This is a genomic window from Rhizobium zaerense (genome assembly GCF_051810725.1).
Taxonomy (GTDB): domain Bacteria; phylum Pseudomonadota; class Alphaproteobacteria; order Rhizobiales; family Rhizobiaceae; genus Rhizobium; species Rhizobium leguminosarum_I.
Genome location: NZ_CM132690.1, coordinates 3,892,058 through 3,908,339, shown reverse-complemented (window position 1 = coordinate 3,908,339; position 16,282 = coordinate 3,892,058). Strand labels below are relative to the sequence as shown.

General features: G+C 61.5%; 17 protein-coding genes. 10 read left to right on the top strand and 7 right to left on the bottom strand.

Annotation, left to right across the window (positions count from 1 at the left end):
* Nucleotides 1–16: 16 nt before the first annotated feature.
* Nucleotides 17–1,519, bottom strand: a complete 1,503-nt coding sequence (locus ACS4RR_RS19125) for a protein adenylyltransferase SelO (protein WP_456189137.1) — start codon at nucleotides 1,517–1,519, stop codon at nucleotides 17–19.
* A gap of 240 nt (nucleotides 1,520–1,759) precedes the next feature.
* On the opposite strand from ACS4RR_RS19125, the gene ACS4RR_RS19120 reads away from it, so the two are divergent.
* Nucleotides 1,760–3,214, top strand: coding sequence for an MFS transporter (locus ACS4RR_RS19120; protein ID WP_170280384.1), 1,455 nt, complete (start codon nucleotides 1,760–1,762; stop codon nucleotides 3,212–3,214).
* A 158-nt stretch (nucleotides 3,215–3,372) separates the two neighbouring features.
* Here ACS4RR_RS19120 and ACS4RR_RS19115 read toward each other — a convergent pair whose 3' ends face one another.
* Both ACS4RR_RS19115 and ACS4RR_RS19110 read right to left on the bottom strand, forming a co-directional pair.
* On the bottom strand, nucleotides 3,373–3,897 hold the full coding sequence (locus ACS4RR_RS19115; RefSeq protein WP_162118098.1) for a DUF1697 domain-containing protein: 525 nt from the start codon (nucleotides 3,895–3,897) through the stop codon (nucleotides 3,373–3,375).
* A 229-nt stretch (nucleotides 3,898–4,126) separates the two neighbouring features.
* Complete coding sequence (locus tag ACS4RR_RS19110) at nucleotides 4,127–6,235, bottom strand: S9 family peptidase (protein WP_260298416.1); 2,109 nt, start codon at nucleotides 6,233–6,235, stop codon at nucleotides 4,127–4,129.
* Nucleotides 6,236–6,475: 240 nt separating this feature from the next.
* Here ACS4RR_RS19110 and ACS4RR_RS19105 point away from each other — a divergent pair, with 240 nt between their 5' ends.
* The 3 genes from ACS4RR_RS19105 to ACS4RR_RS19095 all read left to right on the top strand — a co-directional run bounded on the left by ACS4RR_RS19105 (nucleotide 6,476) and on the right by ACS4RR_RS19095 (nucleotide 8,423).
* Nucleotides 6,476–6,865 carry a DUF930 domain-containing protein gene (locus tag ACS4RR_RS19105; protein WP_222386191.1) on the top strand — a complete coding sequence of 130 codons (390 nt, stop codon included), beginning with the start codon at nucleotides 6,476–6,478 and terminating at the stop codon, nucleotides 6,863–6,865.
* Between the two features lie 102 nt (nucleotides 6,866–6,967).
* Nucleotides 6,968–7,780, top strand: a complete 813-nt coding sequence (locus tag ACS4RR_RS19100; protein ID WP_260298418.1) for a polysaccharide deacetylase family protein — start codon at nucleotides 6,968–6,970, stop codon at nucleotides 7,778–7,780.
* A gap of 85 nt (nucleotides 7,781–7,865) precedes the next feature.
* Nucleotides 7,866–8,423 carry a PH domain-containing protein gene (locus tag ACS4RR_RS19095; RefSeq protein ID WP_260298420.1) on the top strand — a complete coding sequence of 186 codons (558 nt, stop codon included), beginning with the start codon at nucleotides 7,866–7,868 and terminating at the stop codon, nucleotides 8,421–8,423.
* A 12-nt stretch (nucleotides 8,424–8,435) separates the two neighbouring features.
* Here the strand turns inward: ACS4RR_RS19095 and ACS4RR_RS19090 are convergent, their stop codons facing one another.
* Entirely contained in the window at nucleotides 8,436–9,734 is a 1,299-nt protein-coding gene (locus ACS4RR_RS19090; protein WP_020486055.1) for an NAD(P)/FAD-dependent oxidoreductase, read from the bottom strand.
* Nucleotides 9,735–9,752: 18 nt separating this feature from the next.
* Nucleotides 9,753–10,919, bottom strand: a complete 1,167-nt coding sequence (locus ACS4RR_RS19085) for an AI-2E family transporter (RefSeq protein WP_017963517.1) — start codon at nucleotides 10,917–10,919, stop codon at nucleotides 9,753–9,755.
* Between the two features lie 211 nt (nucleotides 10,920–11,130).
* Between ACS4RR_RS19085 and ACS4RR_RS19080 the strand changes: the two genes are divergently transcribed.
* Nucleotides 11,131–11,514, top strand: coding sequence for a hypothetical protein (locus ACS4RR_RS19080; protein WP_017963518.1), 384 nt, complete (start codon nucleotides 11,131–11,133; stop codon nucleotides 11,512–11,514).
* 10 nt (nucleotides 11,515–11,524) lie between these two features.
* Here ACS4RR_RS19080 and ACS4RR_RS19075 read toward each other — a convergent pair whose 3' ends face one another.
* Complete coding sequence (locus ACS4RR_RS19075) at nucleotides 11,525–12,385, bottom strand: VOC family protein (RefSeq protein WP_170257679.1); 861 nt, start codon at nucleotides 12,383–12,385, stop codon at nucleotides 11,525–11,527.
* A 222-nt stretch (nucleotides 12,386–12,607) separates the two neighbouring features.
* On the opposite strand from ACS4RR_RS19075, the gene ACS4RR_RS19070 reads away from it, so the two are divergent.
* The 4 genes from ACS4RR_RS19070 to ACS4RR_RS19055 all read left to right on the top strand — a co-directional run bounded on the left by ACS4RR_RS19070 (nucleotide 12,608) and on the right by ACS4RR_RS19055 (nucleotide 15,278).
* Nucleotides 12,608–13,027 carry a universal stress protein gene (locus ACS4RR_RS19070; protein ID WP_017963520.1) on the top strand — a complete coding sequence of 140 codons (420 nt, stop codon included), beginning with the start codon at nucleotides 12,608–12,610 and terminating at the stop codon, nucleotides 13,025–13,027.
* 115 nt (nucleotides 13,028–13,142) lie between these two features.
* Nucleotides 13,143–13,811, top strand: a complete 669-nt coding sequence (gene trhA, locus ACS4RR_RS19065; RefSeq protein WP_026154070.1) for a PAQR family membrane homeostasis protein TrhA — start codon at nucleotides 13,143–13,145, stop codon at nucleotides 13,809–13,811.
* A gap of 66 nt (nucleotides 13,812–13,877) precedes the next feature.
* Complete coding sequence (locus ACS4RR_RS19060) at nucleotides 13,878–14,429, top strand: GNAT family N-acetyltransferase (protein WP_017963522.1); 552 nt, start codon at nucleotides 13,878–13,880, stop codon at nucleotides 14,427–14,429.
* Nucleotides 14,430–14,576: 147 nt separating this feature from the next.
* Nucleotides 14,577–15,278 (top strand): pentapeptide repeat-containing protein, encoded by a 702-nt coding sequence (locus ACS4RR_RS19055; RefSeq protein WP_162118090.1) that lies wholly within the window; start codon nucleotides 14,577–14,579, stop codon nucleotides 15,276–15,278.
* A gap of 93 nt (nucleotides 15,279–15,371) precedes the next feature.
* Here the strand turns inward: ACS4RR_RS19055 and ACS4RR_RS19050 are convergent, their stop codons facing one another.
* Nucleotides 15,372–15,644: an usg protein gene (locus ACS4RR_RS19050; protein ID WP_017963524.1), complete on the bottom strand. Its 273-nt coding sequence runs from the start codon at nucleotides 15,642–15,644 to the stop codon at nucleotides 15,372–15,374.
* A 277-nt stretch (nucleotides 15,645–15,921) separates the two neighbouring features.
* Here ACS4RR_RS19050 and groES point away from each other — a divergent pair, with 277 nt between their 5' ends.
* Nucleotides 15,922–16,236, top strand: a complete 315-nt coding sequence (groES, locus tag ACS4RR_RS19045; RefSeq protein WP_026154071.1) for a co-chaperone GroES — start codon at nucleotides 15,922–15,924, stop codon at nucleotides 16,234–16,236.
* The last annotated feature ends 46 nt before the right edge of the window (nucleotides 16,237–16,282 follow it).

Genomic DNA, 16,282 nt, shown 5'->3' with positions numbered 1-16,282 from the left:
CGGGCGAGAGCGCCCGTCAGGTTCCGCAGAAGGTCGCAAGCACCCGTTCGTCGGGCTTCGGCGGTTCCCGATAGGCGGCAAAGCCTGGCTGGTCCTCATAGGGTTTTGAAAGCACGGTCAGCAGCGCCTCGAATAGCGAGAAATCGCCGTGTTCGACGGCAGCCTTGATCGCCTGTTCGACCCGGTGGTTGCGCGGAATGAAGGCCGGATTGACGCTGCGCATGGCAGTCAAGCGCTCCGTGGCCGTCTGCGGATCGCGGGACAGTCTCTCGCGCCACTGCGTGAGCCACGCGCCGCAGGCATCCGGCTCGCGGAAACTCGCCGCAAATTCAGGCTCTGCGGCGTCATCGCCGACAAGATCGGACAGCCGCCGGAAGGTGAGGGTGAAATCGGCACCCTGCGCCTGCATCAGCGACAGCAGCGCCTGCACCAGGTCGAGGTCGCCGTCCTCTTCGCCGGAGAGTCCGATCTTTTGGCGCATGCCGGCCAGCCAATGCGCCTGGAAGCGTTCACCGTAACTCTTTATCACGACATTTGCCTTGTCGACCGCGCTGTCGGGCTCGGCGTCGATCAGCGGCAGCAGCGTTTCGCCGAGCCTTGCGAGGTTCCATTGGCCGATGCCGGGCTGGTTGGCATAGGCGTAACGCCCATGCTGGTCGATCGACGAAAAGACGGTGGCGGGATCATAGGTATCCATGAAGGCGCAGGGGCCGAAATCGATCGTCTCGCCGGAGACGGTCATATTATCCGTGTTCATCACGCCATGGATAAAGCCGATATGCAGCCAGCAGGCAATCAGCGCCGCCTGGCGGTCTGCGACCGCTTCGAACAACGCGAGATAGGGGTTCTCGGCCTCTTTCAGCGCGGGATAATGTCGGTCGATCACATAATCGGCCAGAGCCCGCACGCCGTCGGTGTCGCCCCTGGCCGCGAAGTACTGGAAGGTGCCGACGCGGATATGGCTGGCCGCGACGCGGGTGAAGACCGCGCCAGGCAGCACCTCTTCGCGATAGACCGGCTCGCCTGTCGTCACCGCCGCCAGCGCCCGTGTGGCCGGAATGCCGAGCGCAAACATCGCCTCGCTGATGATATATTCGCGCAAGACCGGCCCGACTGCCGCCCGCCCGTCGCCGCGGCGCGAAAACGGTGTTGGTCCGGCGCCCTTCAGCTGAATATCGTAGCGCTTGCCGCTGCGGTCGACCACTTCGCCGAGCAGGATCGCCCGCCCGTCGCCGAGCTGCGGCGAGAAGCCGCCGAACTGATGCCCGGCATAGGCCATCGCCAGCGGTTCGGCCCCTTCGGGAAGAAGATTGCCGGAAAAGATCGCAGCGCCGTCGCGGCGCAAGGCCTCGACGTCGAGCCCGAGTTCGGCGGCGAGCGGCTCGTTGAGCTTGATCAGCCGGGGTTCCGCCACCGCGGTCGGCGCTTGCGCCGCAAAGAAGCGCTGGGGCAAGCCGACATAGCTGTTGTCGAACGGAAAGGCCGCGCCGGGCCGGTTTTTCTGCAGGGCGGAGGTCATGGTTCATAGGTAGGGCCGGGGTGCCCGCGGCGCAAGCCGGACCTTCACGAAGGTCGAGCCGATGCAAGGAATCGTGACCTGCCTTTACCTCTCGTCAAAGCAGCTTTGCCATAAAGGACATAGCGCCGCCATGATCGCGGGCGTATAGCAAATCGTCTCCCCTTGGCTTCGCGCCATGTCATCCCCCGCGGCCTTGCTGCCTTGTGTGCTCCGCCGCGCCACCGCGAGTGATCCCGGACGATGTCGGATCAGATTTACCAGGCGCCGATGGTTCGGCGCGCCACGCCCAATTTCCGGGTGATCGCGATGATTGTCGCCAGTGCGATGCTGATGGAAAACATCGATGCGACCGTGCTCGCGACCGCGCTGCCCACCATGGCGCACGATTTCGGCGTCGGCGCCCCGGCGATGTCGATCGCCCTGACCTCCTATCTCCTGAGCCTTGCGATCTTCATTCCCGCAAGCGGCCGGATGGCCGACAGTTTCGGCTCCCGCACCGTTTTCCGCTCGGCCATCGCGGTCTTCGTCGTCGGCTCCATCCTCTGCGCGCTGGCGCCGACGCTGTCCTTCCTGGTGCTGGCGCGGCTGCTTCAGGGCATCGGCGGTGCGATGATGATGCCGGTCGGGCGCCTGGTGCTGATGCGCAGCGTCGACCGCAAGGATATGGTCAGCGCCATGTCCTGGCTGCTCGTGCCGGCGCTGATCGGCCCGATCGTCGGCCCGCCGCTCGGCGGCTTCATCGTCACCTATCTCGACTGGCGCTGGATCTTTTATATCAACGTGCCGATCGGCATCATCGGCGTGATCCTCGTCTCGACCTACATCGACGAGATAAAGGGCAAGGCAAGCGGTCCGTTCGATACGATCGGCTTCGTCCTCTCGGGCATCTCACTCGGTTCGCTGCTCTTCGGCTTCGAAATGTCGAGCCATGAAGGCGAGGGTGCGTTCTCGATCTTTCTGATCGCCATCGGCCTGCTCTTCGGCATCGCCTATCTCAGACATGCCCGCAAGCATCCGTCGCCGATCATGGATTTCTCGCTGATGAAGGTGCCGAGCTTCGGCACGTCTGTTATCGCCGGTTCGCTGACCCGCATCACGCAAGGCGCGCAGCCCTTCCTGCTGCCGCTGCTCTTCCAGATCGGCTTCGGCCTGTCTGCCGCTGCGGCCGGCCAGATCATCATCGCGACCGCGCTTGGCGCTCTCGCCATGAAGCCGATGGCGAAGTTCGTCTTTCGCCGGCTGGGCTTCCGCAGAAGTCTCGTCCTCAACGGCATCCTCGGCACGATCGGCTATGGCTTCTGTGCCGCCTTCCGGCCGGACTGGCCGATGCCGCTGGTCTTTATCGTCCTGGTGCTCAGCGCCTTCTTCCTATCGTTCCAGTTCACGGCCTATAACACCATTGCCTATGACGAGATCAGCAGGGAGCGGATGAGCTCGGCCACCAGCTTCTACACCACCTTCCAGCAGCTCATGCTGTCACTCGGCATCTGCATCGGCGCCTTGGCGCTGCACGGCTCCATGGCCCTGTCAGGCACTGAGACGCCGGCCCTCGGCGATTTCTCGGCGGCCTTCGTCGTCGTCACGATCATCTCGATCACCGCCACCTTCTGGAACCTGCGCTTTTCGCCGACCGCAGGCGAGGAGATCACCGGCTACAAGGCCAAACAGACGAAAGGCGCCGTCGCCAAAGGCTGACGCCGCCTTTCCCGGCAGCCCGGAGAGATGCTGGCGACCTGATGAATACGACCACGGATGCGCAGCGGTCGTGCGGCGAGGATATGCATGAAAACAAGGAGATGAAGCACGTCGCTTGAATCAAATTCTATACGACGTCATGGTCCCACGACTTGCCCTCAGTCCCCGTCTTCCATCGCCGCCGCCATGTCCGCGAGCTTGCGCACGGTGTTGAGGTTGCGCGACGTTCCAGGCTTCAACGCCGACAGCTTCAGCTTCGAGCCGCCGGAACCATTGGGATAATGCACATAGATTTCGCGGCCGGCGAGCTTCGCCTCCTCGCCGCCGGGCGCCACCATCGTCTCCAGTGCATCGCCGGGCGCCTTTTCAGGCAGGAAATAGACGAGCAGGAAGTTCGGCTTAGCATCGGGAAAGGGTACGTCGGCAACGATCCCGTCGAGTTCTTTGCGGGTGCGCACCATCACGCCTGGCCGCTTGCCCATCGTCCTGCCGAGCGCCTCGTCGAGCCGCTCCTCCACGGTCTTTTCCGCTTCATCCGAACGGAAAAGCACGTTGCCGCTCTGGATGTAGGTCTTGACGTCGGAAAAGCCCAGGCCTTCGCAGATCGCCTTCAACTCGGCCATCGGCAAAGAGCCGGTGCCGCCGACGTTTACGGCGCGGAGGAGCGCAATATAGACGGGCATTTCGGTGTCTCCCTAGGCGTGTGTGCCGAGCCCGCCCCCCTCTGCCCTGCCGGGCATCTCCCCCACAGGTGGGGAGATTGGCTGGGCGCATCGGCTTCCCCAAACAATCAGCATCCAGCACTGCGAAACAATAGATGGGCAGGAAGTTCAAGCCACTTGTGATCTCCCCACCTGTGGGGGAGATGCCCGGCAGGGCAGAGGGGGGTGCCACACGGCATGCCCCAACCCTTCACATCTTCCCAGCCACCTTGATCGCAAACGCATATTCAAACGCGATCTCTTCCAGCCGCTGGAAGCGGCCCGAGGCGCCGCCGTGGCCGGCATCCATATTGGTCTTGAGCAGGATCGGCGCGTCGCCCGTCGTCTTGTCGCGCAGCTTCGCCACCCATTTGGCCGGCTCCCAATAGGTGACGCGAGGGTCCGTCAGGCCGCCGAGCGCCAGGATCGGCGGATAGGCTTCTGCACCGACATTGTCATAGGGCGAGTAGGATGCGATCTGCTCGTATTCTTCCCTGCTGTCGATCGGGTTGCCCCATTCCGGCCATTCCGGCGGGGTGAGCGGCAAAGTGTCGTCGAGCATGGTGTTGAGCACGTCGACGAAAGGAACGGCGGCGATGAGACCGGCGAACTTCTCCGGCGCCATGTTGGCAACCGCACCCATCAGCATGCCGCCGGCCGATCCGCCCTCGGCGATGATCTTCGCGTAAGATGTGAACTTCTGTTGATTCAGATAATCGGCCGCGGCGACGAAGTCCTTGAAGGTATTCGTCTTCTTGTCCATCTTGCCGTCTTCGTACCAGGAAAATCCCTTGTCCTTGCCGCCACGGATATGGGCGATGGCATAGACGAAGCCCCGGTCGGCGAGCGACAGGCAGTTGGTGTTGAAGCCGGCCGGAATGGTGATGCCGTAGGCGCCGTAGCCATAGAGCAAGCAGGGCGCGCTGCCGTCGAGTGGGGTATCCCTGCGATAGAGCAGGGTGACCGGCACCTTCTCGCCATCCCATGCCGGGGCAAAGACGCGGCGGGTGACGTAGTCGTCGGGATTGTGACCGGACGGCACCTCCTGCGTCTTCAGCAGCGTGCGCTCGCGCGTCACCATGTTGTAGTCGTAGAGCTGCGACGGCGTCGTCATCGACGAATAGGAGAAGCGGATGATATCCGTGTCGTATTCCGCCGCACCCTGCAGTCCCAGCGAATAGGCTTCCTCGGCAAAGGCGATCGCATGCTCCTCGCCGGTCGCCCGATCGCGGATCATGATCTGCGGCAGCCCATCCTTGCGCTCCAGCCACAGAAGATGGCGGGCATAGGCCATGTGGCTGATAACAAGCGTGCCGGGCTTGTGAGCGACCACTTCGCGCCAGTTTTCCTTGACCGGATTATCGACCGGCGCTTCCATGATCTTGAAATCCTTGGCGCCGCCGTCATTGGTGAGGATGTAGAAGACGTCGCCACCCTCGGTCATCGAATATTCGATGCCTTCCTCGCGTGCCGCCACCAGCTTCGGCTCGGCTGTCAGGTTCTTGGTCGATAGCAGCCGGTATTCGCTGGTCTCGTGGTCGTGAATGTCGATATAGATGAAATCGTCGAGCAGCGAGCCGCCGACGCCCATGAAGAAGCCGGCATCCGCTTCCTCATAGACCAGCCGGTCTTCCGACTGGGGCTGGCCGAGAATATGGTGGAACACCTTCGACGGCCGGTGGTTCTCGTCGAGCGCCGAATAGAAGAAGCTCCTGCCGTCGGGCGCCCAGACGCCGCCGCCGCCGGTATTCTCGATCCGGTCGGCAAGATCCTGCCCGGTCTGGAGGTCGCGCACCTGCAGCGTGAAGAATTCCGAGCCCTTGTCGTCATAACCCCAGATGCCGCGACTGTGGTCGCTGGTATGGTCGAGGCCGGCGAGACGGAAATAGGCCTTACCGGCAGCCTCCTTGTCGCCGTCGAGCAGCACGGTGCGGATCGTTTCGTCGGCGACATTGCCGTCGCGGGCGATGCGGAAATAACGCGGCTGTTCGCCGCCGGTGACATAGAAGGTGCCGTAGGCATAGGCGCCGTCCTTCATCGGCACCGAGCTGTCGTCTTCCTTGATGCGGCCGCGCATCTCGGCAAACAGCACCTTCTGCAGCGGCTTGGTATCCTCCATCGCCGCATTCATATAGGTGTTTTCGGCTTCGAGATGGCGGCGGATCTCAGGGTCGAGGATCGACGGATCCTTGAACATCGCCTGCCAGTTGTCGGCGCGCAGCCAGGCATAGTCGTCCGTGCGGGTGATGCCGTGGCGCGTATCGGAGACGGGCTTCTTCGGTGCGGCAGGCGGTGTCGGCAGGCTCTTGAAAACGGACAAGGAATGGCTCCGGGTGGGAATGTCGGGTTGGCAAGAGATAGAGGCGCGCCGCCGCCGGATCAAGCGGCAAGGACACGGATGACCTTCCACAGACAAGGAGGACGCCCAGCCCACCTTGCCTTGATGTCACCACAATATTTAACAAAGTCCGCTATCTCAGTGAATTTGCACGTGCCAAGCTCCCGGCAAGCTGTCGGCGGTAGGGTAGAAATTGCAGAACAGTAAGGGATTCTCTCCGCAATGCCGAAACGTCTGATCCTGTTTGTATCCCTCGCAAGCCTTGCTGCCCCCGCCTTTGCCGTCGATCCCGCCATCAAGAAGCAGCTGGAAAAACTCGATCCCTCGACCCGCCTGGAACAGAGCTGCGACACCGAGGCGATGAGCCGCATCAACAAGGACAGCACCGGCTTCAAGCCCGACAAGGTGATCGCCTATACCTTCAAGGACCCGATCCCCGGCGACGATTCGCTGGATGCGCCGGGTGCGGTCTTCCGCAGCAAGGGCGACTGGTACCATCTCTCCTACAATTGCATCACCGGTCCGCAGCATATCAACGTGCGCGAGCTCGATTACGAGATCGGCGAGAAGGTGCCGCGCGAGAAGTGGGACAAGTATTATCTCTATGACTGATACGACCCTGTCCGCCCAAGCGGCTGCGGTGACATCCGGCCGCATGGCGCCAGGAGAGAGCTACCGCTAAAATCGGCAGTTCGAACCATAGAAACCCATTATATGAACCGCATCCTGCTCGCTTCGGCGTTCCTTGTCGTCAGCATCTCCGCTGCATTCGCGGACGGAATTCCGTCAGCCGTGCCGACCGCAATTGGTCTGGTCCCGGCTGCGGTTAGCCCGGCCCCGAAGGCGCCGGCGCCAAAGCTCGTCGAGCCGCATCTGCACATCGCCCGTTCCAACATCGCAGACCATGCCCGCATTGCGCTGACCTTCGATGCCTGCGTGGGGCAGGCGGACGAGCGCATCCTTTCGACGCTGGTGCGTGAACGCATCCCGGCAACGATCTTCGTCACTGCCCGCTGGCTGAAGCGCAATCCCGCAGCACTTGCCGTGTTCCTGCAAAATCCCGATCTCTTCGAACTCGAAAACCACGGCCAGAACCATGTTCCGGCCGTCGACACGCCGACGCTGGTCTATGGCATCGCCTCTGCCGGCTCGCCGCAGGCGGTGCGGCAGGAAGTCGAAGGCGGCGCTGCCGCCATGGTCACGGCCGGCATTCCGGCGCCGCACTGGTTCCGCGGCTCGACCGCCAAATACGATCTTTCCGCCATCGGCGAGATCCGCGCCATGGGCTATCGCATTGCCGGTTATTCGGTAAACGGCGACGGCGGCTCGCTGCTTGGGGCTGTCATCACCGAAAAACGCATCGCCTCCGCCAGGGACGGCGATGTCGTCATCTCCCACATCAACCAGCCGACCCATGCGGCCGGCGAGGGGGTGGCGAAGGCGCTGGTCGATCTCAAGGCCAAGGGCACACAGTTCGTCCGCCTCGAGGATGTCGAGGATACCGGTGACGACAAGACGACCGAATAGAGCGTCCGAATCTCTTGCTTGTTTACCCCCGGAAAACGAATAATGCTGTTTTTGTTTGTTCGGTTGCGGGAACGTAGGGGAGCGCATGGCTCGTGCGATTTGGAATGTCGAAGGCGAAATTCAAAATGAGCTTCATCCCTCCGAAATTGTTGTTTGGACAGGGCAGCCAGGTGCCTGGGGAACTTTCGTTTCCAAGTGTCCTGAATTAATTATCGGCCTCATTTGTGTGATCTCCGGGTGCGTTGGCTTTCTGCCGGCTGACAATGCGCTTGCCGTCGTCGAAAAGGCGGATGGAATAATGGGCATCATATTCCCCGGAGTCTTTTTACTGGCCGGTGTCGCGGCCATAGCGGGCGCGGTTTTCGATATGATCGCTACGGGCCGAACCGCTTACGCCGCCACCGATCGCAGGCTTCTCATCGTTCGAAATCTAATCAGACGACAAGCGACGACGATAGCACCAACGGCCATCAACGTCGTGGAGGTACGGGAAAAATGGGACCGCTCGGGAACCCTCACTTTCCGTCGGGAGGGAGAAGGGGATAGCGTCAAAAAATTCGCCTTTATCGGCATCTCAAACGTTCGCGAAGTGGCTAAACATGTTGAAGAATTGCGAATGAGTGCAAGAAAGCAAGCCAGCTAGACGACTGAAATTTTAGCGCCTTTGGCTTTCCGTCTCGTTTCTATACATTCCAGAATGAAAGCGTGCTAAACCCGGCCCATCCCTGTCGAGCGCGAAATCCTCGAACCAGTCGCGATGCATGCCGGCGAGCATGGCGCCGATCATCTGTGCGGCGAGGTAGGAAAAGGTGATGCCGTTGCCGCCGTAGCCACAGGCTGCGAACACATGCGGTATCTCCGGCACCGGGCCGATCAGCGGCAGGCCATCGGCCGTCTCGCCGAAGGTTCCGCACCAGGCATGAGCAACGCGCGTATCCGCCTTCGGCCACAGCCGCTTCATTTTCTCCTGGATTGCGATGATCTTGGCCGGCAGCTTGCGATCGCGCGCCGCCGCATCGCTCGTCTCGTCGTCCTCGCCGCCGGCGACGATGCGATTGTCCGCCGTCGTTCGCATGTAGAGATAGGGGTGGCTGTTCTCCCAGATCAGTGCCCTGTCGCGCCAGAAATTTGCCGGGTCCTGCGGCACTGTGGCGAGCGCCCAACTCGAACTGACGCGGTGCAGCTTCGGCATGTCGACACCCGGCAACGAATAGCCGGTCGCAAGCACGACATGACGCGCGTCGATGAGATGACCGCTGTCCGTCTCCGCCGTCACGCGATCGCCTTCGCTGTTGAGCGCGGTCACGGAGGCGCTCACCAGTCGCGCGCCGCGCCGCACCGCCATCTCGATCAAGGCCCATGTCAGAAGCAGCGGATCGGCCTCCGCCGAACCCGGCGAATAGATCGCGCCATCCCTGTCGAGTTCGAACTGCGTGAAGAGATCGGGATGTTCGAGATAGACGCCGGGCAGACCCGCCCGGCGACGGAGCTGGCGCTCCTCCAAGAGGTCCCGCGCGCCTTCGCGATTGGCGGCGAGATAGAGCGTGTTGCGCGGCCGGAAACCGCAGGCGATGCCGTTTGCGGCGATCAGCTTGGCAAGGCCGGCGACTGCTGCGCCGCTGCGGCGATAGATGCCGGCGGCGCGCTCGAAGCCATAATAATCCTCGAGTTCGATGAGCGTGCTGTCGGTTTCCCATTGCAGCATCGCCGTGCTCGCCGCGGTGCTGCTGAAACCGGGCTCCTCCCGGTCGATGACAACAACGGAAAAACCGCGCGCCGTCAAATGTTCGGCAACCAATGCGCCGGTGATGCCGCCGCCAATGACGGCGATGTCGGTGGTAAAACTCTGACCGATCGGCCGCCATTGCGGCCCTATGCCGCTTTTGCCCCAGAGAGAGCGGCCACTCACCATCTGGTCGTGATCGGATTCGGCAAGATCGATATCAGATGCCACTGACGGCTCCACGGTTGATCACTTCGGTAACTGCGGCTGCGGCTTTTCCTCGATCAGCAATTCTTCGATAACAGTCATGACGATCAGCGAGAGCGGCAGCGCCAGCATGGCGCCGACGGCACCCCACATCCACGTCCAGAACAGGATGGCGAGGAAAACGACGAAGGGATTGATTTCCAGCCGCCGTCCCATCACCGCCGGGAAGATCAGGTTCTCCATGAGGAGATGGACGGTGAAGAAGGCCGCGGCCGGCATCAGGCCGATGATGAAGTCATCGTAGGTGATGATCCCGGCGACCGCGACGGCAAGTGTCATCAGCGTGATGCCAAGATAGGGGATGAAGCTCGACAGGAAGGCAAAGAAGCCCCAGAGCACCGGCGCCGATAGCCCGCCGGCATAGGCGATGACAGTCATGACCACGCCGAGCCCGACATAGATCAGCGAGGCCGTGGCGAAATAGAAGCCGAGCACCTGCTCGACGGCATTGATGACACGGATGGCCGCCAGGCGCTGCGTGCGGGTGCGGAAGGTCATGATGATCGTCTTGCGCAGGTTGACCCGACCAGCGAGGAAGAAAAGCAGCGCCGCAAAGAAGATCATCCCCTGCACCAGCGCCGGCGTCAGGCTGGTGGTCACCACGTGCAGCACGTTGCCGGTGTTCTCGAGCAGCGCACCGATCGACATCGACCCGCTTTCGAATGTCGCCGGCGTGATATGCAGCCATCTGATACGCTCCAGATAAGGCATGACGCGGTTGATGGTTCGCTCGGCAAAGGCCGGGCCCTCATTGGCAAGCGTCGTCAGTGGGTCGGCGAGCGAGTTGATCAGCAGGAAGATCACCAGCGCCACGCTGCTTGACAGGATGAAGGCATTGGCAAGCCGCGGAACCCCCATCCTGCTGAGCTTTTCTGCCGCCATGCCGAGGATCATGCCGACGACGACGGCAAGTGTGATCGGAATGAGGATCAGCGACATCAGATAGACGGCGGCAAGGAAGAGAATGCCGAAGATACCGATGATCGCCCAGGCCATGCTGACATCGAGCCCGTCCTTTTCCAGCCGGTGCAGCGGTGGCGGCGGCAGCTCCTCGGCCGCCTCCTTCAATGACTGTGCCCAGGCGCTGGTATGGCGCTCGCCGATGGCGATCTTCTTTGCGTGTTTGCGGATGCCATTGGCGATGCCCATGCGGTGAGGTCCCCGAAGCCCCATTGCTTCGTGACGGAAACGCGCCGGTGCGGTTCCGGTTCCGCCGTCAATCGAACCGCTGTGTCCGCTATCGCACAATTGTCGCACCCGGAGCCTGCGACCGCACGAGCGGTCATCATGTGAATGTGAGGCTTTCGCGCCGGAACAAGTTTTCGGTCACGGGAGTTCGGGCTCGGAAGGAGTTACAGCCATGACTGCAGATCGAGATCAGATCAATGCCACCGAGACTTACCGCACCGAGCCGCCCTATGCGGACAAGGCGACGCTTGACGCCTCCGACCAGCGGCGATGGTGGGTCTGGGGGATCATCGCGGCCGGCTTGGCAGTCCTCATCATCGCCGGCGTCAGTGTCGCGATCTGGCCCAACCCCAGCAATAATGATCCAACGGCGACAGCCTCGACCAAGCCGGATCCGATCAATGCGCAACCATCGGGCCCTGGCACCTTCAACAACGATCCTGCCTCCGGCCCGGTAAGGCCTCCGGAAGCTGTGGACCGTTCACCATCGCCGAGTGGAAACGGGGGTGGACCGACGCAGGTGACGACACCATCCGGTGCCGAGAAGGTCCGATAGCCTCTTCGGATCAGGCCGACAGCGTTAGGCCGATGCCCCACGGATCTTTCAAGAAGACGCCGCCGTCGCGCTTCTCGCTGTTGATCTCCAGCGCGTCGAGCTTGGAGACCGCCGTATCCAGCGTCGCCTTGTCGTTGAAACGGATCTTATAGTCCGAAAGCCCGGTCATGTTGCCGGCGCGAGCCATGGCGCCGCGGCTGTTCCAGATATTGGCGCCGAGATGGTGGTGGTAACCGCCGCTCGCAAAGAAGCTCGCGCCGGGATAACGCGCCATCAGCTTGAGGCCGAGCACGTCGCGGTAAAAGGCGTCTGCCTGCGGGATGTCCCCGACCTGCAGATGCAAGTGGCCGATCGCCGTCCCCGCAGCCATGCCGTCCCAGCGCTCACCAGGCGCGCTGTTATAGAGCGCCTGCAGGTCGAGACGCAGGGTCGCCATCTCCATCATGCCGTCCTGATGAAATTTCCACTGTTCGTGCGGCCGGTCGGCATAGATCTCGATGCCGTTGCCTTCGGGATCGGACAGATAGATCGCCTCGCTGACGAGATGATCCGAAGCGCCGTCGAGGACGACGTTGTTCTGCGCCGCATGGCGCAGCCAGTGGGCGAGCTCCGTCCGATTCGGCATCAGGAAAGCGGTGTGGAAAAGGCCGGCGGCATTGCGCGGCGCGATCATGGCATTCTTTGCAGTGGTCAGCGTCAGCAAAGGGAGATCGCCGACACCCAGCACTTCGCCGCTCGCCGTCTTCTCGATCACCTTCAGGCCGAGCATCGATTGATAGAAGCCGGAAACCAGACCGAGGTCGGTCACGACGAGATGCGACTGGTCGATATAAGCGGGCCGCGTCAGCGCATAGGAAGTTTCGGTCGTCATGGATTGTTCTCCTGCCTCTGAATTGGCCTGTAAGATAAAAGGCGCACCTCGGCCGCCGTACTTGATCCCTATATGGCGCATTCCGATTGTTCACAGTAGATCCGCTTTTGAGGATGAAGCGTTGAGCAGCTGTTGACGATGACTTGTGTCCACTTGATCGCGATCAATGCGCCCATATCTTCTTAAGAGGAAACTTATGCATCTCAGTCGTGGAGGGAAGCCATGTACCGGAAGATCATCGTAGCGATCGCGCTCGGCGGCATCGACAAGGGAGAAAAAATCCTTCGCAAGGCCGCGTCTTTGCTCGACGCAGGCGGCGAGATCATCGCACTCAACGTCGTCGAGGATGTGCCGAGTTATGTCGCGATCGAACTGCCGGCCAATATGGTCGAGGACGCCATGAAGGACAGCCGCGAGCAACTGGAAGCGCTGATCGCCGCAGCCGGTGTTGCGGCAACCGTCGAGATCCGCAACGGCCCGCCCGCCAAAGCCATCATCTCGGCGGCTGAAAGCCACGGCGCCGACCTGATTATCGTCGCCTCTCACGTTCCCGACTTTTCCAATTACTTCATCGGCGCCACCGCCGACCGGGTCGTGCGCCATGCCAAATGCTCGGTGCTGGTCGACCGGCAGAAGGTTTGATCTTGCGCAACTGCAGCCTGTCACGAAGATTTACCGCCCGTGCGCTTTGCCGCAGTTGCGCGCCTGCCGGTTCGATGCGACGATTGCAATCGGGGTATGAAACGGATTGGCGTGCATGGCCGAGTTCAACGGCATTCGCTGGGCTTATGACAGATACGAATTGATCGCCGACGGTATCGTCCATGGCGTCGGTCTCGTGCTGGCGTTGATCGGCGCCACTGTGCTGATCTTCTACGCCACGGTCTGGAGTTCCTACGGCGCGCTCGCCGCCGCCTGGATCTATGGCGTCGGGCTGGTGCTGACGCTTGCCATTTCCTTTTCCTACAATGCCTGGCCGGTCTCGCGCACCAAATGGTATCTGCGCCGCTTCGATCATTCGGCGATCTTCCTGCTGATCGCTGCCACCTACACGCCCTTCCTTGAACGCGGCGCCGACGATCCGCTGCTCTTGTTCATGCTGGTCGCGATCTGGCTGTTCGCCGCCATCGGCATTATCCTGAAATGCGTCTTTCCCGGGCGTTACGACCGCTTTGCCATCCTGCTTTATCTCGCTATGGGCTGGAGCGGCGTACTGGTGGCCGAGCCCGTCGCCTCGCGCATTCCCGCCGCCTCGATGCTGCTGATCGTCATCGGCGGCGTCATCTATTCGCTCGGCGTCATCTTCCATGTCTGGGAGAAGCTGCGGTTCCAGAACGCCATCTGGCACGGCTTCGTCGTCACCGCCGCGGCGGTGCATTATTCGGCCGTCTTCACCTGTTTCAGCCTGTCGCCACCAGGCCTCTGAACGACTGATGTGCCCGAAGTCGTTCCTGTTTCGCGTCCGTCGTTTACATCTCTCGAGGCGGGGCGTATGCCCGCCTTCGCACACAATATGAACCCGAGCATCATGACAGACGCTGTCTTCCTCCGCGACGCCACCGAAGCCGATCTTTCCGCCATTCGCGATATTTACAATCACGCCGTCGAGCACACGACGGCGATCTGGAACGACACGCTGGTCGATCTCGAAAATCGGTTGGAATGGTTCAGGGCGCGCAAGGCGCGCGGCTTTCCTGTCATTGTCGCCGAACTATCGGGCAAGGTCGCAGGTTACGCCTCCTATGGTGATTGGCGGGCCTTCGACGGCTACCGCCACACGGTCGAGCATTCCGTCTATGTCGACAAGGATTGCCGCGGTGCGGGCATCGGAGAGCGGTTGATGCGGGAACTGATCGCGCGTGCTGCAGCTGCGAACGTCCATGTGATGATCGCCGGCATCGAGGCTGAGAACACCGCCTCGATCAGGCTGCACGAAAAGCTCGGTTTCCGTATCGCCGGCAGATTTTCCGAGGTCGGCATCAAATTCGGCCGCTGGCTGGACCTCACCTGTATGGAACTTCGCCTGCCCGGCAAGGTGGATTGATCCACCTGCCTGGCAATCGTCCGGACTGATCAGCAAGCCATTGTGAACGGCGCGTGCCATCTTTTTATTGTAGTCTGAGCTGTGTAAGAAAGTGGACGGCCTGCTTCGCCGGAGGCGGCCTGAAAGCATCATGGGGGTGAACAGTTCATGGCAATGCAAAGATCGTCGTTCGGTCTCCTTGCCCTCGTCCTTCTAGCATTTCCGCCAGTTGCCGCACGGGCCGCCGATTGCAGCAGTCTGGCCGAGCCGAAGCTCGACTGGCAGGAATGCACCAAGAAAAACCTGATGCTGCAGGGCAGTGATCTCGAGGGCGCCAATCTCGTCGGCACCGATTTTTCGCTGACCGATCTCGCCGGCGCCAATGTCAAATCCGCCAATCTGGAGAAAGCGACGCTGGTGCGTGCCTCATTGGAGGGCGCACATGCTGAAGGCGCCAACTTCGCCAAGATCGAGGCCTATCGCTCCAGCTTCGCCAATATCGCCGCCGAGGGCGCGTCCTTTGCCGGCGCCGAGCTGCAGCGTGCCAATTTCGCCGGCGCCCAGCTCGCCGGCGCGAGCTTCGAAAAGGCCGAACTCGGCCGCGCCGATTTCGACAAGGCGGTGCTGACGGGGGTGAAATTCTCTTTCGCCAACCTCTCCCGCGCCGATCTCTCCAAGGCCACCTTCGAAGGCCCGGCGAACTTCGAGCGCGCCTTCATGTTCCTGACCCGCATCGAAGGCCTCGACCTCTCGGGCGCCGCCGGGCTCGAACAGACGCAGATCGACCTTGCCTGCGGCGATGCCTCGACTAAGCTGCCGGCCGGCCTTTCGGCACCCTCGACCTGGCCATGCCCTGCCGATCACGATTGATTGGGCTTCGCGCGATACCGGCTGGTAAGGCCCTAGGGGGCAACAATGGCTGGCGGGCACACAACCATCTGGCTGGGGACTGTCGGATTCGATTTAGTGCAATCGGAACTCGCCCGCGACGCGACGCCATTCGTTCGGTCCGATCAGCCGCTGGTGGCTATAGCGAACGGAATGCAGCGGCCCGTCAAGCTTGGACTGCCAGAAATCCAGGAATCTGTGCATTTCCGGAAAGTCCGGGGCGAGATCGTAATCCTGCCAGACATAGGTCTGCAGGACCGACTCGAAATCCGGCATGCGGTAGAGGATGTGCGCAGTGGTAAGACCGTAACCGTTGAGCTGGCGCTCTATGTCCGATGAAAATTCCATGCTTCATCTCCGTTTCACGACAACGAGAAGGTGGCGCAAATCTTTGCGTCCATCAACTGATTCTCAACGCAGGAACAGTGTTTGTTGTTCCTTCTCAGTGTGTTAGCAGCCATCCATTGCGAGTGCTATTTTTTTTCGCCAGCCCCTTGAAATGGAAAAACCGCAAAACCAGATCATTCCGCGCAAAACGCTCGACAGAGGTTTGCACCCGCCCGGACCGGTCATCCGGTCCGGCCGCGGGAACAACGTCATCATTGTTTGTCCATTGGAGGAAAACATGTCGTTCCGACCGCTTCATGATCGCATTCTTGTCCGCCGAGTCGATTCCGAGGAAAAGACCAAGGGCGGCATCATCATCCCTGATACCGCCAAGGAAAAGCCGCAGGAAGGCGAGGTTATCGCCGTCGGCCCCGGCGCGCGCAACGATGCAGGCCAGATCCAGGCGCTCGACGTCAAGGTCGGCGATCGCATCCTGTTCGGCAAGTGGTCCGGCACCGAGATCAAGATCAATGGCGAAGATCTGCTGATCATGAAGGAAAGCGATGTCATGGGCATTATCGTGGCCCAGGCCGCCGAAAAGATCGCCGCCTGAGGCGTTCTCAGCGCATTAGTCAAGAAAAGCTGCCTATCGAAGGAGT